At 63.6% G+C, this 18980-nt stretch carries 17 protein-coding genes and 3 pseudogenes; 9 read left to right on the forward strand and 11 right to left on the reverse strand.

The genetic code is table 11. The annotated features are described in order from the left end of the window. Window positions 1-169: 169 nt before the first annotated feature. Window positions 170-1551 (forward strand): annotated as a pseudogene (locus ACLLJI_RS13415) (amino acid permease). A 66-nt stretch (window positions 1552-1617) separates the two neighbouring features. Here ACLLJI_RS13415 and ACLLJI_RS13420 read toward each other — a convergent pair. Together ACLLJI_RS13420 and ACLLJI_RS13425 are read right to left on the reverse strand one after the other, a co-directional pair. Next, the gene (locus tag ACLLJI_RS13420) at window positions 1618-1986 is read right to left on the reverse strand and encodes a type II toxin-antitoxin system VapC family toxin (RefSeq protein WP_434621762.1); all 369 of its coding nucleotides are present in this window, start codon (window positions 1984-1986) and stop codon (window positions 1618-1620) included. Next, on the reverse strand, window positions 1931-2182 hold the full coding sequence (locus tag ACLLJI_RS13425; RefSeq protein ID WP_434613035.1) for a type II toxin-antitoxin system VapB family antitoxin: 252 nt from the start codon (window positions 2180-2182) through the stop codon (window positions 1931-1933). The genes ACLLJI_RS13420 and ACLLJI_RS13425 overlap by 56 nt, the downstream gene beginning before the upstream one ends. A gap of 347 nt (window positions 2183-2529) precedes the next feature. Between ACLLJI_RS13425 and ACLLJI_RS13430 the strand changes: the two genes are divergently transcribed. From ACLLJI_RS13430 to ACLLJI_RS13445, 4 genes are all read left to right on the forward strand, one after another. Beyond that, window positions 2530-3597 carry a thiamine pyrophosphate-dependent enzyme gene (locus ACLLJI_RS13430; RefSeq protein ID WP_434613038.1) on the forward strand — a complete coding sequence of 356 codons (1068 nt, stop codon included), beginning with the start codon at window positions 2530-2532 and terminating at the stop codon, window positions 3595-3597. 214 nt (window positions 3598-3811) lie between these two features. Further along, the gene (locus ACLLJI_RS13435; RefSeq protein ID WP_434621526.1) at window positions 3812-4921 is read left to right on the forward strand and encodes an alpha-ketoacid dehydrogenase subunit beta; all 1110 of its coding nucleotides are present in this window, start codon (window positions 3812-3814) and stop codon (window positions 4919-4921) included. Continuing rightward, entirely contained in the window at window positions 4914-5243 is a 330-nt protein-coding gene (locus ACLLJI_RS13440) for a biotin/lipoyl-containing protein (protein WP_434613041.1), read from the forward strand. The genes ACLLJI_RS13435 and ACLLJI_RS13440 overlap by 8 nt, the downstream gene beginning before the upstream one ends. Before the next feature lie 158 nt (window positions 5244-5401). Further along, the gene (locus ACLLJI_RS13445) at window positions 5402-6223 is read left to right on the forward strand and encodes an alpha/beta fold hydrolase (RefSeq protein WP_434613044.1); all 822 of its coding nucleotides are present in this window, start codon (window positions 5402-5404) and stop codon (window positions 6221-6223) included. 240 nt (window positions 6224-6463) lie between these two features. On the opposite strand, the gene ACLLJI_RS13450 is transcribed toward ACLLJI_RS13445, so the two are convergent. Next, on the reverse strand, window positions 6464-6682 hold the full coding sequence (locus ACLLJI_RS13450) for a dodecin (RefSeq protein WP_434613047.1): 219 nt from the start codon (window positions 6680-6682) through the stop codon (window positions 6464-6466). A gap of 485 nt (window positions 6683-7167) precedes the next feature. On the opposite strand from ACLLJI_RS13450, the gene ACLLJI_RS13455 reads away from it, so the two are divergent. Both ACLLJI_RS13455 and ACLLJI_RS13460 read left to right on the forward strand, forming a co-directional pair. Next, complete coding sequence (locus ACLLJI_RS13455; protein WP_283560346.1) at window positions 7168-7899, forward strand: hypothetical protein; 732 nt, start codon at window positions 7168-7170, stop codon at window positions 7897-7899. Window positions 7900-7926: 27 nt separating this feature from the next. After that, the gene (locus tag ACLLJI_RS13460; protein WP_434613050.1) at window positions 7927-8172 is read left to right on the forward strand and encodes a hypothetical protein; all 246 of its coding nucleotides are present in this window, start codon (window positions 7927-7929) and stop codon (window positions 8170-8172) included. Window positions 8173-8348: 176 nt separating this feature from the next. On the opposite strand, the gene ACLLJI_RS13465 is transcribed toward ACLLJI_RS13460, so the two are convergent. After that, on the reverse strand, window positions 8349-9299 hold the full coding sequence (locus ACLLJI_RS13465; protein WP_434613053.1) for an MFS transporter: 951 nt from the start codon (window positions 9297-9299) through the stop codon (window positions 8349-8351). A gap of 106 nt (window positions 9300-9405) precedes the next feature. Here ACLLJI_RS13465 and ACLLJI_RS13470 point away from each other — a divergent pair. Further along, window positions 9406-10589, forward strand: a protein-coding gene (locus ACLLJI_RS13470; RefSeq protein WP_434612585.1) for an IS3 family transposase whose coding sequence is annotated in 2 segments (ribosomal slippage) — window positions 9406-9646 and window positions 9646-10589 — 1185 coding nt in all. Because the reading frame shifts where the segments join, the coding sequence is not laid out codon by codon here. Window positions 10590-10614: 25 nt separating this feature from the next. On the opposite strand, the pseudogene ACLLJI_RS13475 reads toward ACLLJI_RS13470, so the two are convergent. Then, window positions 10615-11109 (reverse strand): annotated as a pseudogene (locus ACLLJI_RS13475) (MFS transporter); the annotation flags it as partial. Window positions 11110-11507: 398 nt separating this feature from the next. On the opposite strand from ACLLJI_RS13475, the gene ACLLJI_RS13480 reads away from it, so the two are divergent. Further along, entirely contained in the window at window positions 11508-12173 is a 666-nt protein-coding gene (locus ACLLJI_RS13480; protein ID WP_283562217.1) for a phosphoribosyltransferase, read from the forward strand. A gap of 138 nt (window positions 12174-12311) precedes the next feature. Here the strand turns inward: ACLLJI_RS13480 and ACLLJI_RS13485 are convergent, their stop codons facing one another. The 6 genes and pseudogenes from ACLLJI_RS13485 to ACLLJI_RS13510 all read right to left on the reverse strand — a co-directional run bounded on the left by ACLLJI_RS13485 (window position 12312) and on the right by ACLLJI_RS13510 (window position 18976). Further along, window positions 12312-12857 (reverse strand): hypothetical protein, encoded by a 546-nt coding sequence (locus tag ACLLJI_RS13485; protein WP_434613057.1) that lies wholly within the window; start codon window positions 12855-12857, stop codon window positions 12312-12314. A 1552-nt stretch (window positions 12858-14409) separates the two neighbouring features. Then, window positions 14410-15813 carry an IS1182 family transposase gene (locus ACLLJI_RS13490; protein ID WP_434621093.1) on the reverse strand — a complete coding sequence of 468 codons (1404 nt, stop codon included), beginning with the start codon at window positions 15811-15813 and terminating at the stop codon, window positions 14410-14412. A 440-nt stretch (window positions 15814-16253) separates the two neighbouring features. Then, window positions 16254-17591: an MFS transporter gene (locus ACLLJI_RS13495; protein ID WP_434613060.1), complete on the reverse strand. Its 1338-nt coding sequence runs from the start codon at window positions 17589-17591 to the stop codon at window positions 16254-16256. Between the two features lie 90 nt (window positions 17592-17681). Then, complete coding sequence (locus ACLLJI_RS13500; protein WP_434613063.1) at window positions 17682-18032, reverse strand: 4-hydroxyphenylacetate 3-hydroxylase C-terminal domain-containing protein; 351 nt, start codon at window positions 18030-18032, stop codon at window positions 17682-17684. Then, window positions 18004-18473, reverse strand: a pseudogene (locus ACLLJI_RS13505) (4-hydroxyphenylacetate 3-hydroxylase C-terminal domain-containing protein). Before ACLLJI_RS13505 ends, ACLLJI_RS13500 begins: the two are co-directional and overlap by 29 nt. Before the next feature lie 95 nt (window positions 18474-18568). After that, the gene (locus ACLLJI_RS13510) at window positions 18569-18976 is read right to left on the reverse strand and encodes a 4-hydroxyphenylacetate 3-hydroxylase N-terminal domain-containing protein (RefSeq protein WP_434613066.1); all 408 of its coding nucleotides are present in this window, start codon (window positions 18974-18976) and stop codon (window positions 18569-18571) included. Window positions 18977-18980 lie beyond the last annotated feature (4 nt).

Below are 18980 nucleotides of genomic sequence, written 5' to 3' on the forward strand. Positions count from 1 at the left end.
CTTCCGTTGTTCACCAGACGCAGGGCAATTTGTCGACATACCGCCGGTGCGTTGTACAGCTTGCGATCATTGTTCCACGGTGCTGTCCGACGGATCGCCGGGAAGCGATAAATTCAATAGACCGGCCGCAGGATATTGAGGGACTCACGAACGGAAGGATCACCGCAAGATGACAACGAAGTCGAGCATTGCCTTTGCACCCGCCACCGCGGGTCTGGGCCAGAGCCTTAAGCCACGCCAGCTCACTATGATGGGACTCGGAAGTGCCATCGGAGCGGGACTCTTCCTGGGTTCCGGCGCCGGCATCCACGCCGCCGGGCCCGCCGTGCTGATTTCCTATCTGGTGGCAGGCACCCTGATCATCCTGGTGATGTGGGCCCTCGGTGAGATGGCGGCCGCCAACCCCAACAGCGGGGCCTTTTCCGTCTACGCCGAAAAAGCCCTGGGCCGGACGGCCGGATCGACGGTGGGCTGGTTATGGTGGCTGCAGCTCGTCGTCGTTATTTGCCGCCGAAGCGCTGGGTGCCGCCGCCCTGCTGGTCAGCATCTGGCCCGTTGTTCCGGCGTGGCTGCTGACGCTGGCGTTCATGGTGGTTTTCACAGCCGTCAACCTGGCGGGCGTGAAAAAATTATGGGGAATTTGAGTTTTGGTTTGCCATTTTGAAAGTCGGCGCGATCGTCCTCTTTCTGCTCATTGGCGCCGCGCTGATTTTCGGCTGGCTGCCCGGCGTCGCCTCCCCCGGCCTGTCGAATCTGACCGGCAACGGCGGGTTCGCGCCCAACGGGCTCAACGGCATCGCCACCGGTCTCTTCGTCGTGGTCTTCGCCTTCGGCGGCACCGAAATCGTCAGCGTCGCGGCCGCCGAGACCGAGAACCCGGCGCACAGCGTGGGCCTGGCCATCCGGACAGTTGTCTGGCGGATACTGGTCTTCTACATCGGTTCCATCTTCGTCATCGCCACCGTGCTGCCCTGGGATTCGGAGGAGCTGAGCTCCCCGTTCGGCGGCGTTTTGAACCTGGCCGGCATCCCCGGCGCGGGAACGGCCATCACGCTGATCGCCGTCGCCGCCCTGCTCTCGGCGCTGAACGCCAACCTGTACGGTGCCTCGCGGATGATGTTCTCCCTGGCAGGCCGCGGCGAGGCTCCGGTCTTCCTGACCACACTCAGCAAGGCCAGGGTCCCCCGCCTCGCCGTCGCCGTCTCGGTGGCGTTCGGTTTCGCCGCAGCGGTGCTCGAACTGCTGTTTCCGGAGCAAGTGCTGCCGGCCCTGCTGAATCTGGTCGGGTCCACCTGCCTGATGGTCTGGGGATCGGCCCTGCTCTCGCAGCTGGTCCTGCGCCGGCGGGCGGACCGGGAGGGGACTGACCTGCCGCTGCGGATGAAAGCGTTCCCGGCCCTGACCCTGCTGGGTCTGTTCTTGCTGGTGGTCATTTTCGTCGTCGGCTTCATCGGCGAGGACAGCCGCGTGCAGCTGAACGGAACCTTTTGTTTGGTCGCCGCCATCGCCGCCGCCTGCCGGCTGGGTCGACAGGTGCGCTCCGCGCACTGAAAGCCAACCGGGCCGGTCCCCTGCCCCGGGGTAAATTAAGTCTTCGGGAGCCAACACGCGAGGCAATTAGGGCCTAAAAGCTATGTCGAGCTCCTCGGCGACGGCGGCCGGCCGCTTGTCGTGCGTCCAGAGCCGGGCATCCGAGGTCAGTCGCGCCGAAGCCAACAGGTGGACATCCGGATGCCCGACACCTCGGCCCTGCAGCCGGTTCGCGGAAATCAGCAGCATTACTTCCCGGTGCGAAGCCGGCACCGCAAGTGGAAGACCTTGCAGGGAATGAAGAAACGAGTCTCTTCGGGTCAGATTCCCCAGCGCCAATTCCCCTATAATCCCTTCATGGGTAATGACCCTGGCAGCCATCAAGACTTGCAGCAGCACCCTATTGCCGGTGCGAAGATGATCTATCCAGACGCTGATGTCGACCAGAATGTTCACTCCTGCTACCCGGTCCGCCGGCGTGGCGCCGCGGAGGCTTCCGGATCGGAGCCCCCAGACGGGACAGCCGGCTGGAGCTTTCCCTGGCGATCAGCGCCGTCAATGCTTCACGAAGCAGAGCAGACCGCTCGTTGATTCCTGTGGGCTCCCGGGCCTGAGCCAGCAACTCGTCGTCCAAATTAAGAGTCGTTCGCATAGGACCCGCCTCGCCTGCACCCTATCTATCACCTAATGATGACAGTTACGACGTCCTAGGGGAATGACCCGGGGCAGCTCAGACGGGCGGACCGGCATCGGCGGTGCGCGCTCCTCCCCCTGGCTTCGACCTGGACAATTTGTCAACCTCCAGCGCCCCGATGGACCTAAAATTGTGCAGTTTGATGCCGCTGTGTCATTCAGATTGCGCACGCTGCCCGGGGTGACTACGGTCACAGGTGGAAGGCGTGCTCAATGGCGCGCACGCCCCACTTGACCCACACGCCGTAACCACCCGTCGAAGGATGAAGCCATGAAGACCTCCTCTTCCCGTCCGGCCGGAATCTGATGGTCGACGACGGCGCCAGGTCCGGCGCGGAGCTCACCTATGCGGGCCCCGGCAGTGCAGACCTTACGGGCGACGAACTGCGCGAACTGTACAGGCTCATGGCCGCCGTCCGTCATCTGGACACGTCCGCCGTCGGCTGGCAACGGCAGGGGCTGATCCCCGGCTATGCCCCCGAGCTGGGACAGGAAGCCGCGCAGGTTGGCAGCGGGTTCGCCGTCGACCTTGATCGCGACTTTGCCTTCCCGACGTACCGGGAAATGGGTGTGGCCCGGGCGATGGGCGTGGACATGATCGGTTACATGTCCACGCATCAAGCAAGCTGGCACGGCGGGCTCTACGATCCGGTGAAGTCCCGAATGGCTCCCATCCAGGCCGTTGTGGCCGGGTCAGTGCTGCACGCCGTCGGCTGGGCGCACGGGCAGAAACTCTCCGGCCTTCCGCCGGAAAAGCAGGGCGTGGCCGTAAGCTACTTCGGCGACGGCGCCAGCTCACAGGGCGATGTGCATGAGGCAATGAACTTTGCCGCCGTGATGAAGGCCCCGGTGGTGTTCTTCACGCAGAACAACGGCTGGGCCATCTCCGTACCCACCGAACGACAGGTGGCCGGCGGATCCGTCGCCGCGCGCGCCGCCGGCTACGGGATACCGTCGCTGCAGATCGACGGCAACGACGTGGTGGCCGTCGTCCGGGCCATGCGCACGGCGCTGGCACACTGCCGCGCCGGTAAAGGCCCCATGGTTATCGAAGCCATGACGTACCGCCGCGGGCCGCATTCCACCAGCGACGATCCGGGCCGGTACCGAACCCTGGAAGCGGAAAGCACGGACGCGGGCACGGATCCGCTCGTTGTGCTCCGGGACCGTCTGCTTGCCGAGGGACTCGCCGATGATGCCTTCTTCACCGAGGCACTGAAAACGGCAAAGGCGGAAGAGGAGGAGATCCGGGCCGGGGTGGCCGCGCTGGGCCCCAGACCCGGCACCGAAATGTTCGATTTTGTTTTCCAGGAATCCACCCCGGCGCTGGCCGGACAGGCACGGCGCTGGCGCGAGGAGTCCGAACATGTCTAACACCCCAACCGATCAGATTAACGTTCATTCCAGCGATCTGGAGGCCGCCCGGCACAACGTCGAGGTCGCCGGGGCGGCGGACGCGGGGGCGGCCGAGCTGGGCGTTCAGGGCGTGGACGGGCGCCTGAGCGACGCTCCGGACAGAGTCCGTGCGCGGCACAATTTGGAGCCGATTGCCGGCGGGAACGCTCAGCCCGTTGGCCGCACGGAAACCATGTCGATGCAGCAGGCACTGAACCTGGCCCTGCGTGAAATCCTGGCCGGGGACCCGAAGGCCGTGGTGCTGGGTGAAGACGTGGGTGTGCTCGGCGGAGTATTCCGGATCACCGACGGCCTGCAAACCGAGTTCGGCGCCGCCCGGGTTTTCGACACCCCACTGGCGGAGTCCGGCATCCTCGGGATGAGCGTCGGCTTGGCCATGGCCGGTCTGCACCCCATCCCCGAGGTCCAGTTCGACGGCTTCTCCTACCCGGCGGTGAACCAGATCGTCTGCCAGCTGGCCCGGATGAACTACCGCAGCCGGGGCACTCTGCCCATGCCGGTGACCCTGCGTGTGCCCAGCTTCGGCGGCATCCGTGCGCCCGAGCTGCATGGCGAAAGCCTAGAGGCGCTCTTTGCCCACGTGCCCGGGCTCAAGGTGGTCTCGCCGTCGTCCCCGCACGAGGCCTACCATCAGCTCAAGTACGCCGCGTCCCTGCCTGACCCCGTCGTGTTTATGGAGCCCAAGTCGCGCTACTGGCAAAAGGGCGTGGTGGTGTTCGACGACGGCGCGTTCGACGGCGGCGCGTTCGACGGCGGCGGGTTCGACGGCGGCGGGTTCGACGAGGGTGCGGACGCCGCGGCCGGCGTCGGCGACACCTCTGCGGCTGCCAACGCTGCCAACGCTGCCAACGCTGCCAACGCTGCCAACGACAATCTCGGTTCCAAAGTCGTCCGCACCGGCCAACACCTCACCCTGATCGCGTGGGGCGCAATGGTCGCCCGCTGCCTGCAGGTAGCCGAGCTGGCCGCCGAAGACGGCATCGACGTCGAGGTGCTGGACCTGCGCTGGCTCAAACCGATCGACGCCGAAGGACTGGCGGCCTCCGTCACCAAAACCCGGCGCGCCGTCGTCGTCCATGAGGGCCCGCTGACGGCCGGACTGGGCGCCGAAGTCGCAGCTCTGGTCACCGAGCGCTGCTTCGGCACGCTCAGGGCACCGGTGGAACGGGTCACCGGGTTCGATGTGCCGTACCCGTCGGGCGATCTTGAAGACGAATACATCCCCAACATTGACCGGATCCTGTTCGGCATGCAACGCGTATTGGAGTACCGCCGTGGCTGAAATTTCGTTCCCCCTGCCGGATCTCGGTGAAGGCCTGATCGAGGCCACCGTATTGGAGTGGCTGGTGGCGCCCGGGGATCAGGTGGAGCGCAATCAGCCGCTGGTGGAGGTGGAGACCACCAAGTCCGCGGTGGAACTGCCGTCACCGCAGGCCGGCAAGGTAGTGCGCATTCATGGCGAGCCCGGCGGCACCATCGCCGTCGGTGAGCCGCTGATTGTCTTTGAGGTTCCGGACAACACGGCGGGGATCGTGGGAACCGTGCCGGTCGAAGAGGCGCCCCGGCGCCGCGTCCGGCTCACTGCGCCGCCGGAGGACGATTAAGCACGACGGCGGACGGTTGCCGACGGCGGGTGGCTGGGTGACGCGGACGACAGCGGACGATGCGGACGATGCGGACGGTTCACCGGACTTGAACCGGAACGAAAGATGGAATACTCGGACATGGAACGATTCCACCGAAACGCACAGGAGCCAGGCGAATGGAAACTCACGGCAGGCACTCCGCGCAGCTCCCCGGCCACACCGTCGAGGGCACGGATCCGCAGCTGTACATCCAGACGTATGAGCCGGCAGCCGATGCGGGCCTGCGCCCAGTGCTGCTGCTGCACGGATTCGCCTCCTCCGCAAAACTGAACTGGGCCGACACCGGCTGGCTGAGTGCGCTGAACAGCGCCGGCCGCAGGGTCATCACCGTCGACTTGCCCGGCCACGGCGGAAGCGCCGCACCCGACGACCTGGATTCATACACGCCCAGCCGGATCCGGGCGGATATCCTGCAACTCGTTTCCGACCGCGGCGTTCGCCCGCTGCACGACGGTGACACCACCACGGGGCTCGATGTAATCGGCTATTCCCTCGGGTCCCGACTGGCCTGGGAATTCGGCGCCACACAGACCGAGCTAGTGCACCGTCTGGTGCTGGGCGGGGCGGGTGGGCTGGATCCGCTGGCTGCCTTTGATCTTCCTGCGGCTCAGCAGTATCTGGCGGACGGCACGCCCATTGCGGATGCGTCCACTGCCGCGTTGCTGAAAATGGCGCAACTACTGCCGTCCAATAACCTCTTCTCCCTCTTGTCCCTGATCGAGGCGGCTAAACTCGAGCCGTTTGATCCGGCCGAGGCGGTGCCGAAGATGCCGATGCTGCTCATTGCCGGAGATAAGGATGAAAGGGCCGCGACCATGGGGGACCTGGCGGCCCTCAGCAGCCTCAGCGAACAGGTGCTGCTCCCCGGCCGCAACCACACGAACGCCGTCACCTCACGGGCCTTCAAGAACGCCGCGATCGAATTCCTGGCCGGCTAAGAGAGAATCCGCCAGGAGCAGTTCCTCCTGGCTCCGTCGGTGCGCTCTACGTGGCCTTGGCGGTGTGCCCCGACCTCCCGCTGATGACAGACGATCGCAGGCTTAGCAATGCCCCCGGCGCGCCGTGCAGGTTCGATCTTGCCTATGCTGCTGGTAGCGCGGTGCGAGAGTTGAGGCGATCCACGGCTGGTCAAGGACATCCTGCGGCTATCGGAGACTATGCCGGACCGTTGAACCCAACTATGCCGCCGGCCCGTTGAGCTTGAACCCAACCTTGATGTGCGCCTGGTAGTGCTCGATCGAGCCGTCCTTAATATGGCCGCGGACCTCAATCACTTCGAACCAATCCAGATTCTCCAAGGTCTTGCTCGCCCGCTCGACGGCGTTCGCGATGGCGTCGTCGGAGCCCGTGGTCGAGCTTCCGACGACCTCGATGATGCGATAGGTGTTATCAGTCATATTCATCTCCCAGTGTGGTTATGCCTGCACGATGCGTCTTCAGGCTAGTCCTAATACGGTTTCAATCCAACGGTTCGCGGTTCGGAATCTCCGGTTGCCGGCCCCGGAATGGGAGTCGCCGGACCCAACGGGCATCTCACAGGACGGGCAACCCACAGGCTTACGGCTATCGAGACAAACACCACGGCGGCGCAATGGCGGACGTGCAGGTCCGTCCGCTCAAGGTCACCAACCCTCCCACCCGGGTACCTACTCTTTCGGCCGAAGTACCTATATTTTTCACCCTACTGAGAATGTACGTTTTCCCTATCGACGTCACTTACGATCCGGAGGGCCGGCATATGAAACAACGGAGCGCGCAGCCACCACAAGGATTCCAAGGATTCCAAGGATTCCAAGGATTCCAAGGCAGTAAATTCCAAATCAGTGGCGTCCAAGACAGTGGATTGCAACGGCAGGGCTTCCAACGACGCACGGCGCCGTTGATGATCGCCACCGCAACCGGGGTGCTGGCATTGGCCTTAGCGGGGTGCGGAGGCGGAGCTCCGGGGGCGGATTCCTCCGCAGCCGCCGCGGGCCCTTCCCCGGCTGTGTCCAGCTCCACGCCCACGCCGGCTGCCACGAGTACTCCGGAGACCCACACCAATGAAGAACTGGCCACCTTGCTTTCTGGTTTGAAGGATGCCCAAGGGCAACCCTTTTCGGTAATCCCGGCGGCACAAGTGGACCAGGGCATCGCGAAGGCCCGCCAGCTGCTCCAAAGTGCGGTCGTCACTCCGGCGGCCTGTAATGTATTTGCCGCCGACAACGGACAGATCCCCGAGGGCAGCACCTACGCCGGCGGGACCAGCCAATCGGCAGCGGAGCAGACCGCCGTCGTTGTCACCGTCGTTGCCGTCAAGGATCCACAGATCATGGTCGGCCAGCTCGCAAAGTCCAACGAAGCCGCCGCCCAGTGTGCCACCTTTACCATCGAAGCCGGTGGCCAAAAGATCACCAGTCAGATCCAGCCGGTTGAGGTCAAAACCAGCGGGGACAAGTCATTCGGAGCGCTGGCCACCCAGACCACGGCTGACGGGAGAACCCAGACCACGCTGACCGTCACAGCACTCAAAGGCACCCTGGCCGCGACCGCCACCAAAACCGGCGCCGCGATTACTGCAGACGCCGCACCGGAACTCGTCCGGCTGGCCGATGACATTCTGGCCAAGGACTAGCAGAGGAGCCCGGGTATAAGGAACACCGTGAGCAGAAGAACCAAGATTGTTCTGTTCGCTATCATTGTTCTGGTTATCGGCGTCGCGGCGTCTATGTACTGCGGCTGGGGATATGCGCTCGCAGGGGTTGGCTCTGGAATAGGTTCATGGCTTGGAGTTTCGGCCGGCAACAAGAAGGCACGCGAGACGGACGCCTACCGCGAAGAATGGCTGGCGAAACGCACCCGACGCTACCGGCCGAAGGGTCCACCGGCCGGCACGCCGAAGGTTTGACGGTGGCAGGAAGGGCCAGGACGTTCCCGGGGATGGCGGTAATCTGCAGAGCTGGTATGGCCGGACCGGCACAGTGAAGCGACGGCGCAGAAGCGCGACGACGGCAGACGCCGTCGACTGCCCCGCTCAGGCGTGCCCGATCCGGCGTGCCAAAATCAGGCGCCGATGCGTCGCCCCTACCGTACGTCGCGCACCGCCACCAGCAGGGCCGAGACAATGACGGCGCCGATCAGCCCGAAGCCGGCGGTGATCGCCTGTGCCCAGTCGGAGCTGGCCAAGACGGTGAAAGCGACGGCCGTCACAAGGGCGATCCCCACCGACGTCCCAACACGCTGCGCGGTCTGCATGATGCCGCCGGCACTGCCCGCATACTGCAGCGGGACCTCGGCCAGTGTCAGGGTCTGATTCGGGCTGACCACCGCGCCCTGCCCCGCACCGACCAGCGCCAGCGTTGCCAGCAACCACCATTCGCTCACGGTGCCGTGCGCATGAAGCTCGATCACCAGGACGCTGAGTCCCAGGCCCGCCAAGACGCTGACCATGCCGGCGGCCACAAGTTTCCTGCCATAGCGGAAGACGCGCCGCCCGGCCATATTCGCCGTCACCGCGGAAAGGACCGCATTGGGCAGACCGATGGTGCCGCTCTCGAGGGCCGAATGCCCTAAGCCCTCCTGCATGTACTGCGCCACCAGAACCCAGACGCTGGTGATCCCCAGGAAGTACAGGCCGATCAGCAACGTGCCGACGGAAAAACTGCGGGTTTTGAAAATGGCCAGATCGACCATCGGGCTGCGACCGCTGGACTTATACCGGTGCTCCCACAGCACCCAGCACAGGCCGAGCACAAGTGCGACCGGCAGCAGTGCCCACAGCCATCCGGAAGAGCTTGCCCTTGCCTCAACAAAGGGCAGCAGCAGGGCCAGCACGGCCACGCCGAGCTGGACCGCTCCCACAGGATCCAGTTGGCGTGGCTGGTCCGACGCCGGAGCCGCCGAACGCCGGCGGCCTTCCTTCACGTCGTCGTAAGTCATTTCCTTCGCCGCGTCCCGGGTGGCTTCCTGCACTCCGGCCCGGCCGGACGACCTCGCGTTCAGCAGCGGGCGGGGAAACCACAGCAGCGCGAGCACTATGGCCAGAATTCCGACCGGAACGTTGACAAGGAATTGAGCTGCTGTGGAGTTTTCGGACAGTGGGCCCTCTTAAAATGGGGGTCTACTGAAAGTAGAGATCAGCATGACTGCAGCACGCCGGCGTTTCACCCAGGAGTTCAAAGACGAGTTGTGTCGTGAGGTGATCAACACGTCCAGACCCATCAGGGATGTTGCCACCGCTTACGGTGTCGGCCCCGAGACTCTGCGCAACTGGCTGAACAAATACCGTGAGGCCAACGGGGGCACCGAGACGGACCTGACGTTGCCGGAACGGGCTCGCTTGAAGGAGCTCGAGAGGGAAAATCAGGAGCTTCGAGCCGAGACTCTCTTCTTAAAAAAAGCGGCCGCTTACTTCGCGCGGGAGCAGCGGTAGTGAGCAAGTACGAATACATCGACTCCCAAAAAACTGAGCCCGCCAACCTGAATTCGGTCGTGAAGATGTGCCGCTGGTTAGGCGTCTCGACGTCCGGCTTCTACCACTGGCTGACGCGCCCGCAATCGGCGACTGCCACTCGCCGGAAGGCCCTGATAGCGCGGATCCAACACTATTTCGAGGAGTCTGAAGGCACCTACGGGTATCGTCGGATCCACGCCGACCTCGCCGCGGAGCAGACTGAATGTTCACCCGAACTTGTGCGGCAGCTCATGGGCCAGGAGGGCCTTGTGGCCTGCCAACCCCGGCCATTCCGGGTCACGACCGAGGCCGACGCCTTGGCTGCGGCCAACATGCCCGACCTCGTCAACCGTGACTTCACCGCCACTCGCCCCGGGGTGAAGTTTGTCGGCGACATCACCTACATCCACACCTGGCAAGGGTTCATCTACCTGGCCACCGTCATTGACTGCTACTCCAAGAAGGTCGTCGGCTGGTCCATCGCCGATCACATGCGCACCGAACTCGTCGCCGACGCCCTTAACAACGCCGCCGCAACGACCCTGATAGAGCCGGACGCGATCTGGCATTCCGACCGCGGCAGCGTGTATACCTCGGCCGGGTTTCGGGCCTTGGTGACCGGCTTGGGGATGCGCTCATCGATGGGCCGCACGGGCGTGTGTTGGGATAACAGTATGGCGGAATCCTTCTTCTCGATGCTCAAGAACGAGCGTGTCTACCGGACCGTTTACGCGACGAAATCACAAGCCCGCAGCGACGTGATCCGCTATATTGAGGGGTTTTACAATAGTCGGCGCCGACACTCTGCGCTCGATTACCGACGCCCTAATGAAGTCCACTATGGTTATCAACAGCCAGCCCTTGCAGCGTAGAAGAATCCACCAATTCCGCTGTCCGAATTCCTCGCGGCAGCTCAAATGTCCATCTCCACCCCTGCTGTACTCCGCCCAACTCGATGAGCGCCCCGCCCAACACCGGCCCGATGGCTACCGCAATGCCCACCATGCTGCCGAACATGCCGAAGGCCTTACCGCGCTCTGCCCCGCGGAAATACTGCTGAATCATCCCCACGGCTTGCGGGTTAAGCAGCCCGGAACCCAGGCCCTGGACAAACCGGGCAACGTTGAGCATCAGGGGGTCCACGGCCAGCCCGGCCGCCACCGACGAAACGGTAAAAATACCCACGCCGGTCAGGAACAGCGGCGCCCTGCCAAATATGTCGCCGGCCCTGCCCGACGCGACCAGTACCACCCCGAATGTAAGCGCGTAGCCGGAGAGCACCCATAGGATCTCCGACTGGCTGGCCCCCAGACCCGTCTGGATCGAGGGCAGCGCCACGTTGACAATGCTCACGCCCACCAGCGACATGAAAATCGTTACCAGCAAAACCATGAGAACCCGCCAGCGCCCGGGATCCGGGACATACTCCGGTTCCTGTTTCCGGTGCGTTGTCACAACATGTCCTCACGTTTTGGGGCGGGAGCGACAAATTCGCCGTCGAACCCGTGAGCTGGACACCTCGCCGCTAATGCACGTCGCCGTGTTGCCGCCCCACCCAGGCGGCCCCATTCTGCTGATCAATGAAGGCGGAAAAGGCGAGTCGGCGTCAAACACGACGGCGACCGCGTTGCCCGAAATGGAATGCGGGTCAAAACGTCAGCCTGGACAAAACGGCGCGCTGTCATACGTCGATCGTATGACAGCGCACCGGCGGGGCCTATGGCGATCCGGCTCACCCCAATGGCGTCGCGGAAGCGGAGTAGTCTGGTCGCGGAGGCCGGGAAAGCACCATGATGCGACGCTATACCAACCGAGCGGAAGCCGGACGGTGTCTGGCAGCGGCCCTGCCGCAGTTCAGGAACCGTCCGGAGGCGATATCGCTTGGGCTGGCGCGCGGCGGTGTTCCCGTTGCTGTGGCGGTCGGCGCTGAGCTCGGCATTCCATCCGGGGCTCTGATTGTCCGAAAGCTCGGCGTTCCCGGTCAGCCCGAGACCGCCTTCGGCGCCTTGGCCATCTGCCGAGGTGACATCGTGCGCGTGATCAATCCGCCATTCGTGGACCGGCTGCTTCATAGTGGGATCACCCGAGCAGACCTGAATCAAGTGGAAGACCGCGAGCGCGCTGAGCTGCTGCGGCGGGTTGCGGACTACGGTCTCCCGGATACCGATCTTGCGGGCATGACTGTCATCCTGACCGATGACGGTGTTGCCACCGGTTTCACCATGCTTGCGGCAGTGGAGGCAGTCCGCCGTGGAGGCCCTGCCGCCGTCGTCGCCGCCGTACCCGTCGGCTCGTTGGAAGCATACAAGACCGTCGCCGGAGCGGCGGATTCGGTGATCTGTCTGCGCATCCCTGGCAATTTCCGCGCCGTCGGCAATGCCTACCTGGACTTCGAACAGGTCAGCGACGCGGAGGTGGCCCGGTTACAGGGTCCGAGGAGTCCCGGCGGCTGTTGAATTCGTTGCCTGGCGGCCGATTTTGCAAGTGATGAGCAAGCCGCCGCGTCCGGCCCAGAACTTTGCATCAGACCGGCTTTCACCGCGCCTTCGAATCCGTCGCACAGACCGCACGACCCGGGCAGAGGCATCCGGTGCCTACCTCTGCCCTTTCAGCCCCAGTGCCTTTTCGATGGCGTCGGGATCATCATGAGAACCAACTGCGCCGGGTTCGGTCCAGACCAAAAAGGGCCTATCTTCAACCACGATCAGGGACAGGTCCTTGCCCCGGCCCGCTTTCGCATTGATCCCTGTCAGGATGCTGTTGATGTCGCCTGTCGCCCTGACCAGCTCGGCATCGTGGAAAGATGTCGCCGCCCCACCTGCTGATTCCCATAATCCATGAACAAGGCAGTCACCGGCCGGGCTCGCAAAGCAATAAATCTTGTGCGTGATCGGGCCGAGTATCCAGGAGCGCTTATGCGGTTTGGCAGCCAAGTCCGCCTTCAGTCCGAGTGCCTTTATAAGTGTCTGAAATTCGTCGTGGGGACCAATCGCCCCGGGTTCATCGGGACCTGTCGCACTCGGTGTTGTCCAGACCAGGAACGGCCTGTTGCCGACCACGATAAAGGACAGGCTCCTGCCCTGAGCCTTTTTCTCCTCAACCCTCGTCAGGATGGCATTGATGTCACCCGTCGCCCTCACCAGCTCGGCATCGTGAAAAGATGTCGCCGCCTGCTCAGCGGTCCCCTAAAGTGACGTAACAACGCAGTCGGCCGCCGGATTCGCATAGCAGTGGACAATGTGGTTCGTGCTGATCCACCACGAGCGGTTCTTGGGTTTTGAAGGCTTTAGTTGCTCCGGCGCATCCATATCCGTCACCTTTCGCTCAACAGTCGCTTTCACGCGGGCCGTTCCTCATCACCCGGCAAGGCGAGCATCCCACCTGCAATCCCCCGTGTCAAAGGGAGTGAGGAACGGCGCCGCAACCACGTGCGCCACCGTCTCCCGCGGCCCTTGGCCTGGCGCTTTTCCCTCTGCACAGTCCGTCATATTGTTCAAGAATCTCCTGCACCAACGGCCAACTGATGCCCGGTAACGGCGTGTCAGTGGGGGAACCACCAGCGGACACCTGACGGCATCAGTTGGGGTTTCCTCTTCTGGGGCAAGCCTCGGCAACTCCCAAGTGGGCGGCCCCACAGTTCGCGTGCACCTTGAAGCACTAAAGCGGGAATGACCTCGGCTATTGCCATCCGCGGTCGTCGTGTTTTGGCGTCGAGCCGTGGAAGTTTGTGGGGAGGTCAACCATACTCAGTACGTGGACAACGCGGCCACTCGCGGCTGCGAAGCGGATCCGATGATCGCAACCGCGGTCCCGGGGCGAACGAAACTCTGATCGGTCTCGAATTGTTCACCGGGGTCGTGTTCCTCAGGGCAGGAACCTGGTAGGGGCTGCATGGCCGGTTCGCAAATAGCCGCTGTCCCTTGTCTGGGTGGCAGTACTCGGCCTATCTGTGTACACCGTGGCCGGTAGTTCGGCTTCGCTGAACATGCCAGGCATGAGGGCATGTTTTCGCTGGCGCGGCAGTGCGTCTGCCGGGGTGGTTCCTGATTACGGCGGCGGTCTTGCCCACCGTTTTGTGGTTGAGCGAGATCGGCCCAGACGTGCTGGCCGGTCAACCGTCAACCAGCGCAACCACCTGGGAGGTCCCGACCAACCCCGTATACGTGCTCGACCTCGCACTCTTTCTTCCCACCGTCTGCGCCAGCGGCGTGCTACTGCTTCGTCGCGACCGGGTCGCCTACGCCACCGGCCGCAGGATCGTTGGTCTTCCTTGGCTTCACCTGCCTGCCAATTCTCCGCACGCCTTTCGTGGCGCAGGTTAGAGCTGAGGTCCCGGGCTGGTCGGTGATGATTCCCATCAGTTTCATTGCAGCCACTACACTCGTCGTACTCCGGCGACTGCTTCACACGATGAGACCGAATCCTGTCGCCATCGTAGGCGAATCGTCAGGAGCTCGGATCAGCGCGAACCAAAGAGTTTGTCCGAGTGGGAACTGCGGCTCAAAGACGTCCCTAGGTGCATGGGTCGGTAGTGGTTTTAGCCGTTTGATGTTCGGCGGCGTGGCAGCCGATGAATCCTGATGCCGGTAATAATTTCCTTTGAAGGAGGCGCCCCCGCCCCGAGGGATCGTTCAGCGAGGTGTGAAGAGCCGCCGTTGGCGTCCCGGGGCTGCCCCGTTGCCGGCCCCCGTTCTACATCCGCGCCAGGGAGGCCGCCCGGGTGCGGTGGCTGAAGAGCTTCATTAGGTTGTGGCACCCTGCCAGCAACTCCCACTCACGCGCTGCCTTCTCCATGCCGCGCAGGAGCACGTTTTTGCCCTGCCGGGTCTTGATCTGGCCGAAGACCGGTTCAACGATCGCTTTGCGCCGGGCATAAATTTTCTTGCCCTTCTTGGTTTTGAGTTTCCGTCCCATCCGTTCTGCCAGGCTCGCGTTGGCCGGGATCCTGCCCCGGGGCGACTCGGGAATCGGCGTACCGTGTTTCATGCGTCGGGTGGAGATGAAGAACTCGGTTGAATGAGCCGTTTCAACGTCTTTGACGTGCTCGAGGTTGGCTGCCGAGCAATACCCGGCGTCGGCACTCCACGTCGTGGGCATTGCACCTACAGAGACAGCCGTGTGTTCGATCATGGGGGCCAGCTGCTGCACATCCACGGCCACGTTGTTCAATCTGGTGGCAACAATTACCTGGTGGTCAGCATCCACGACGGCCTGGCCGTTGTAGCAGTAATGGTATGAACCATCCGCGGTTTTCATGATCCGCGCGTCCGGGTCCGTGAAGTTCCGTTGCGCCGTGGGCTTCGGCTCGGCCTTCGCAGCGGCAGTGTCGCCGGCAGCGGTGATGTCCTCGTCATCATCGCCGCGGGACCGGGCCTTCTCTTCCGCGAGCTGGCGGGCCTTGGCAGCGGCTTCTTCCTCCAGTGAGGCACGGGCCGTGGCCATCGCCGCGGCCCGGGCCCGCCTGTTCGCCAGCTCCGCGGGGAGTTCGTCCCCGCGAGTGCCCGGCCCGAAGCGGGCGTCCTCGGCCGCGTCGACGGTCTTCGCCTCTTCCATCAGGTCGCTGATCTCATCGGCCAGGACCTTCTGCTTCGCGCTCAACCGGGCATAGCTCATGGCCTTGTGCCGGGACGCGTTGGCCCGCACCTTCGTCCCGTCCAGGGCCACCCTGCCCAGGGAGACCATACCCGCGGCCCGGCACAGTTCCAGGGCCTGGAGGAACACGTTCGCCAGGGCCGCGAGGTGGCGTTCGCGGAAACGGGCGATCGAGCGGAAATCAGGGGCCTGCTGCGCGGCCAGCCACCGGAACGCGACCACATCCGTACATGCCCGCTCCAACTCCCGCGAGGAGCGGACCCCGACACAATATCCGTACAGGACGATGCGCAGCATCAGGCGCGGATCATACGGCGGCTGGCCCTTGGCCTTCGCATAGGACTTGTAGAAGCGGGCCAGGTCCAGCTCCGTGTCCACCATTTCGGCAATGAACCGGGCCAGATGGTTTTGCGGCAGCCACTCATCCAGTGACGGCGGGACCAGCATCACCGCCTCGGGTTCAAACCCCCGGAACCGCTTCCTGGCCCCGCCGTTGGCATCCATCGGCTCATCAACGGCCGGAGGCACGAGGGGCCCCACGAGCGACTCGGCGAACAAACCATCCTGGGAACCGGCATCCATACCCCAATTCTCCCAGCCCCACATCCGGCAGCCCGGCTAATCCGCCGGCGTTTTAAATAATTCGCCGGCGTTTTAAAACTAGGACGGACTACTGACCCACGCACCTAGTGGTGCGATCTTCACCAGCGAGGAGATTGCCGGGCTACCGGACCCGGTGCAACGCCTATTCCTTAGGACAATCCTTCCTGGGTCTCCGCTGACACGGGCCGGCACGTTTGGATATCATCCGTTCGGCGGTGAGATCACCGGTTATCACACTTTCGATGAGCTGACTATCCCCAACTCGGGACGACTCGGCAGGAAATTTGGGACCGCCCGCTGGACCGACGGCGCAGCAGGGTTCAGTAGCTGCAGGGCCACGGCTACTTCAGCTTCCCACCCGCCACGCCGAGCGGAGTACCGCGGGTCTCCTTGACCATGGTGGCACCGATGAAGGAAATGGCGCAGAGGACCATGATGTAGATCCCGACAGACGGAGACCAGTGGAACGCACCCATCAGGGCATCACCGATCAGCGGAGCGAAAGCACCGCCGAGAATGGCGCCCAAGGCGTACCCGATGGAAACGCCGGAGTAGCGCACATTGGCCGGGAACATTTCCGCGTACATGGCGGACATCGGCCCATAGGAGAGTCCCAATCCAACGGTCAGCACGAACACCGCGGCACCGAAGATCCAGATGTTCGCGGTATCGATCAGCAGAAACATCGGGACCATCCAGACAAAGATCCAGGCGTATCCGATCTGGAAGGTACGTACCCGGCCGATCCGGTCCGAAAGGGCGCCCCCGTACAGGGTGAACGTCAGCCAGCCCACGGACGCCACGACAATGGCCAGCAGGACCTGCGCTGTATCCATTTTCAGCGTCTTGGTGGCATAGGAGGAGAAGAAGGCGATGACCATATACCCGGCGGCATTGTTGCCGATGAAGATTACGGCAGTGAGGATGACATTGCGCTTATGGCTGCGGAACAGCACGCCCAGGGGCGCCGAAGACTCCTTCTTCCGCTGTGCCATTTCCACAAACACCGGGCTTTCCGCGACGGCCCGACGAATTACGTAGCCGATCAAAATCAGCACAAGAGAGAGCAGGAACGGCACCCGCCAGCCCCAGGCCAGGAATGCCTCCGTTCCCAGCGCCGCCCGCAGCACGAATATCACCAGCGATGCGAGGATCAGTCCGACCGGCACACCAATCTGCGGATACGCGCCGAACAGACCGCGGCGGCTTAGGGGCGCATGTTCCACGGACATCAGCGCGGCCCCGCCCCATTCGCCGCCCGCGGAAAAGCCCTGAATAATGCGCAGCAGGATCAGCAGAATGGGCGCCCCGATGCCAATGGCGGCATAGGTCGGCAGCAGACCAATCAACGCCGTCGCCCCTCCCATCATCAGCAGCGTCAGCACCAGCATGGCCTTGCGGCCCACGCGGTCCCCGAGGTGGCCGGCAACGACCGCGCCGAGGGGCCGGAAGAGGAAACTGATGCCCAGCGATGCCCACGAAGCCAGCTGCGCCCCGGTGGAGCCGAGCGGACTAAAGTACAGCTGGGCAAAAATCAGCCCGGCCGCCTGGGCGTAAATAAAGAAGTCGTACCACTCTATGGTGGTCCCCACCATCGTGGCGGCCACCACCTTGCGGTCCTCGCCGGACATTTTTAGCCGCGGGCCCTCTTGAACACCCTCGGTTGCTGTACTGGACATTTTTCCTCCGAAATTCGTGGTTCGAGCGAATTCAATGGTGCGAGCGATGAATTACCGACAGATCGTTCAGTTGGTAAGAAACCTACCATCCTATTGTGATGCGGAGCACATGTGACACGCGGACCACAGGCGACGACGGCGGCGGGCCGGGTGGCGGCCGCGTGCCGGTCCGGTGCCGGGCCGGGCCGATGGGCTTAGTCCTCGCGCTGCAGAAGACTGCGCACCCCGGGCGCGGACGGGCTCGCGGTCGTAGCAGTTGACGAGAGCACCGGCCATCCGCACCGGATCGCCGAAGAAAAAGTATTCGTACAGTGCCTGGCGTCCGGAAAAGGAGGAAATGCTCGCGTCGTAGGCCAGCTTGAACAACCGCACGCGCTCGGGTCCGGTCAGTGTCTTGGCCTGCAGGTACAGCTCAATGTCCGGCAGCGCGGAACTGTTCACATCGGCCTCCCCTGGCAGCGCCATCAACCCGCTGGCGGAGAACTTGCGGATAATCGCCGGGGAAGCGCTGCGCGACCTTCGGGTACCAGTTACGCGCGGCGTTGAGCGTCGTCCACTTCGGCAACAGCACGCCATCGTCCGTCATTTCCGGCTCCGCCTCGGACGCCGTCATCAGGGCCTTGCCGACCTCCACCGTCTGGATCAGCTCGGCCAGATCCTCCTGAATGTGCTGGAAGCCGTAATGCCGATGGACGCGGCCAGCTCACTGGCCAGGCCCGGGAAGAATTCACTCTTGGCGATGGTGCGGGTGACCACTTGGTGGGTCATCAGCGCGCCCGCACCGGTCTCGGAGCAGAAGCCGTTGCACAGTTCCGGGTGACCGAGCATAAAAATGCGTTCGTTGGGCACAAAAACGTCGTCAAATACGACGACGGCATCCATCTCCTCGAAGCGGCTGGCGCTGGCCGCCGAGCTGCTCGCTGCCGGAGACCGAGCGGTTCACTTGCGGAGGGATCAGGGTGTGCGTGGCGAGTAGGTCATTCCCGGCAGTGCTCGTAGTATTTGCGGATGTTCTCCCCGAACATCGGGTCCGCTTGGGAGAACCACTTCTCCGCTGCGCTCAGCGCGGTCAGGGAGCTGTTCATGTAGTCACTGGTGCGCCCCAGGAACCCATTGGAATATTCGGCCCAAGTCCGGATGGCGGCGCGGCGGCGCCGAAGGTCCTCCGGGGTCCGCGGGACCTGGAACGAGGCGACCACCCTGTCTCCGGTGGTGGGCGAGGTGTAGGTCAACGCGTCCTGGTATGCGGCATCATGCTGCATGTCGAATAGCTTGGCGTAGGTGCGGGCCACATTCCGGAAGGCAGGGTGCTCGGCGATGTTCTCCGAGACCACCTCGCCATCGATCACCACATGCCGGTGCATGCCCGCCGTCGGCCCGGCCAAGGCG

The organism is Arthrobacter sp. A5 (assembly GCF_051131705.1).
GTDB lineage: Bacteria > Actinomycetota > Actinomycetes > Actinomycetales > Micrococcaceae > Arthrobacter_M.